General features: G+C 72.5%; 3 protein-coding genes. All 3 read left to right on the forward strand.

The genetic code is table 11. The features are described 5' to 3' along the window. The first annotated feature begins 68 nt into the window (after positions 1 to 68). Positions 69 to 1,616, forward strand: coding sequence for a carboxylesterase/lipase family protein (locus tag ACWGIG_RS37935; protein ID WP_453326279.1), 1,548 nt, complete (start codon positions 69 to 71; stop codon positions 1,614 to 1,616). 105 nt (positions 1,617 to 1,721) lie between these two features. Further along, positions 1,722 to 2,678 carry a prolyl aminopeptidase gene (pip, locus tag ACWGIG_RS37940; protein ID WP_453326280.1) on the forward strand — a complete coding sequence of 319 codons (957 nt, stop codon included), beginning with the start codon at positions 1,722 to 1,724 and terminating at the stop codon, positions 2,676 to 2,678. A 323-nt stretch (positions 2,679 to 3,001) separates the two neighbouring features. Further along, the gene (locus ACWGIG_RS37945; RefSeq protein ID WP_398417960.1) at positions 3,002 to 3,238 is read left to right on the forward strand and encodes a hypothetical protein; all 237 of its coding nucleotides are present in this window, start codon (positions 3,002 to 3,004) and stop codon (positions 3,236 to 3,238) included. Positions 3,239 to 3,383: the final 145 nt, after the last annotated feature.

Here is a 3,383-nt window from a genome sequence, read left to right on the forward strand (position 1 = left end):
CCCCTTATCCGTGTCCGGGGGCGGGTGTACGTTCTGGTCAGTGCACCCTCCACGAAAGGCAGTGACACGTGTCAACAACGGAGACCGCGACCGGTCGGCTCGTCGTCCAAACCACCTCGGGAGCCGTGCGCGGCACCGTCCGGCGCGCCTGCCGCGCCTGGCTCGGCGTCCCGTTCGCACAGCCGCCGGTGGGCGGGCTGAAGTGGCGGGCACCGCGGCCCGTGCTGCCCTGGGAGGGCGTGCGCGAGGCGACGGATTTCGGCCCCGCCGCCGTACAGCTGCCGCGCTTCGACCCGACGGAGCCGCCGTACGAGGGAGACAGTGAGGACTGCCTCTATCTGAACGTCTTCTCCCCGGCAGCCCCGGCAGCCGACGGCGCCCGTCGCCCGGTCCTGGTCTGGATCCACGGCGGCGGCTTCATGTTCGGCACCGGCAAGGATTACGACGGATCGGTCCTCGCGGAGCGCGGCGACGTGGTCGTGGTGACCCTGAACCACCGGCTCAGTTCCTGGGGCTTCCTGCACCTCGCGGGCGTCGACCCGGCCGTGGCCGACTCCAACGTGGGCGTACGGGACCAGGTCGCGGCCCTGGAGTGGGTGCGCGACAACATCGCGGCCTTCGGCGGCGACCCCTCCCGCGTCACGCTCGTCGGCGAGTCGGCGGGCGGCATGAGCGTCGGCACCCTGCTCGGAGTGCCCGCCGCGCGCGGCCTCTTCCACGGCGCGGTGCTGCTCAGCGGCAGCGCGGCCGAGCAGCGGGACGCCGCGACCGGTACGGCCGCAGCACAGGCGCTCCTGGCGCGCCTGGGCATCCCGGAGTCGGAGGCGGGCCGGCTGCGCGACGTACCCGTGGACGAACTGCGCACCGCCACCGGGGAGTTGGCGGTTGCGGGAGGCCACGACGGCGAGCAGGGCATCCCGTTCCTGCCGGTCGTCGACGGCGACCTCATCCCGGACGTACCGCTGAGGGCCGTCGCGGACGGCGCCGTCGCCGATGTGCCGCTGCTCGTGGCGTACTGCCGAGACGAGATGGCGATCTTCACCTTCATGGGCGACGACAACCCGATCACCCGGTCCCTGGAGGCAGCCGTCGGCGAGGCGGACTGGGCCGAACTGCTGCGCCGCTACGAGGAGTTCACGCCCGAGGGTGCGTCCGCCGGAGGCAGTGCACGCAAGACGCTCCTCGGCGACGCGATGTTCACGATGCCGTCGGTACGCATCGCCGAGGCGCAGGTACGAGCCGGTGGCCGCGTGTGGATGCACCGCTTCGACCACCGGCCGCCCATGGCGCCGTACGACCTCCTCGGCCCCACCCACGCCGCGGACGTCCCGTGCCTGTGGAGCCGCGAGCCGTCCTTCGACCTGGCCTCGCTGAGCGGCAGGCCGGCGGACGGCTTCATGGACATGAGCGAGGCGGACCGGGCGGCGTCGGCGGCGCTCCAGGACGCGGTGCTCTCGCTGGTGCGCGACGGCCGGCCGAGCCTCCCGCAGGGGCCCGAGTGGCCCGCGTACGACGAGGAGTCCCGCGCCCAGATGCTGATCAAGGCCCAGCCGGAACTGGCGCTCGACCCGACGGGGGAGCGGCGCGAGGCGTGGAACGGGCTGCGGAGGGGCTGACGTCGGCGGCCGTCCCTGTGGTGTGGTGCGGCCGGGTGTCTCGTTACGGTGGGCCGGGCCCGGACAGTCCCCGGCCCACCGCGACGTACTCCAGGAGGCCGCCCGATGCCCTTTCCGTACCCGCTCACCGCACCGTACGACCAGGGCCTGCTCGACGTCGGTGACGGCAACCGCATCCACTGGGAGGTCTCCGGCAACCCCGAGGGCAAGCCCGCCGTCGTCGTGCACGGCGGCCCCGGTTCGGGGAGCTCCCCGAGCAACCGGAAGTCCTTCGACCCCGACCGCTACCGCCTCGTCCTCTTCGACCAGCGCGGCTGCGGCCGCAGCATCCCGCACGTCGCGGACCCGGCGACGAGCCTGGAGCACAACACCACGCCCCACCTGGTCGCCGACATGGAGAAGCTGCGCCAACATCTGGGGATGGAGAAGTGGTTGCTGTTCGGCGGGTCGTGGGGATCGACCCTGATCCTGGCGTACGCGCAGGCGCACCCGGGGCGGGTCAGCGAGATCGTCCTGGCGGGGGTGACCATGACGCGCCGCTCGGAGACCGCGTGGCTGTACGGGGGAGCGGGGCGCTTCTTCCCGGAGGCGTACGACAGGTTCCGGGCCGGGGTGCCGGAGGAGGAGCAGGGTGACCTGGTCGCCGCCTACGCGCGGCGGGCATCCAGCCACGACCTGGCGGTACGGGACCGGGCGGTGGCCGACTGGTGTGCGTGGGAGGACGCGGTGCTGGGCCTTGAACCGGACGCCCCGCGGGCGAATCCGTACAGCGACCGGCCTTCCGAAGGGCGGATCTCGCTGGTGCGGATCGCCTCGCACTACTTCTCCCACGGGGCGTGGCTGGAGGAGGGCGAACTGCTGCGCGGCGCACACCGGTTGGCCGGCATCCCGGCGGTGCTGGTCCAGGGCCGCCACGACCTGGCGGGACCGCCGCACACCGCGTGGGAGCTGGCACGGGCGTGGCCGGGGGCGGAGCTGACGATCTCCGGGGACTCGGGCCACACGGGAGGGGCGGGGATGCGGGAGGTGCTGGGCGAGGCGCTGGAGCGGTTCGCGCGGTAGTCGCGGCCCTCAACCCTCGCCGCCTCGATGTCGCCCGGATGGCGCAGCGCGCCGTCCGGGCGACGCACACCGGCGGCCCCCGGACGCCCACAGCGCGCCCCTTCGAGCCGTTGTAGGGGGAATTCGCCCATGGAACCATCGAAAAGTCCGGGGGAAAAGGACAGGGGCAATGTCGAGGGAGTTCCTCTGTGCAGACGTGCGACAGCACGGAAACGAAGGGGAATTCTGTGCGGGCGCACACATCGGGACGGGGCGCGGTGCTGCGCCGGTGTGCGGTTCGGCTCGACGGGGTGAATTGGGTGTTCCACACGATGGAGGCAAGGATGAAGCGCAGATTGTCCGCGGTGTTCGCGACCCTGGCGGTCGGAATCACACTCCTGGCGGCGCCGGCGAGTGCCCAGATCCGTTCCGCCGACGACTGGCATCTCAACCCCGCCGGTGTCTTCCAGACCGAGTACGACTGCGTGGTCGCCGGGCAGACCGGCTATCTCGGCGGTGCGTGGAAGGATTTCCGGTGCGAATACGTGGGCCTTGGCTGGCGGATGTGGGTCCTGACCTAGGGTCCGACCGCGAACGGGACGAATGGCGACCGAGCCAGGCCACGGTCCGGTGCGGCGATGACGGTGGCGGTGGGCCGGACCGGGACGTCCCGGTCTGGCCCACCGCCGTGCCCGCCTTTCCGCTGCGTGCGCCTCCCGCCGCGCC

The organism is Streptomyces sp. NPDC054863 (genome assembly GCF_053610825.1).

What these genes read in the sequence shown, in the direction of transcription:
- pip (WP_453326280.1), top strand. Translation starts at nt 1,722, where the DNA reads ATGCCCTTTCCGTACCCGCTCACCGCACCGTACGACCAGGGCCTGCTC.
- ACWGIG_RS37945 (WP_398417960.1), top strand. Translation starts at nt 3,002, where the DNA reads ATGAAGCGCAGATTGTCCGCGGTGTTCGCGACCCTGGCGGTCGGAATC.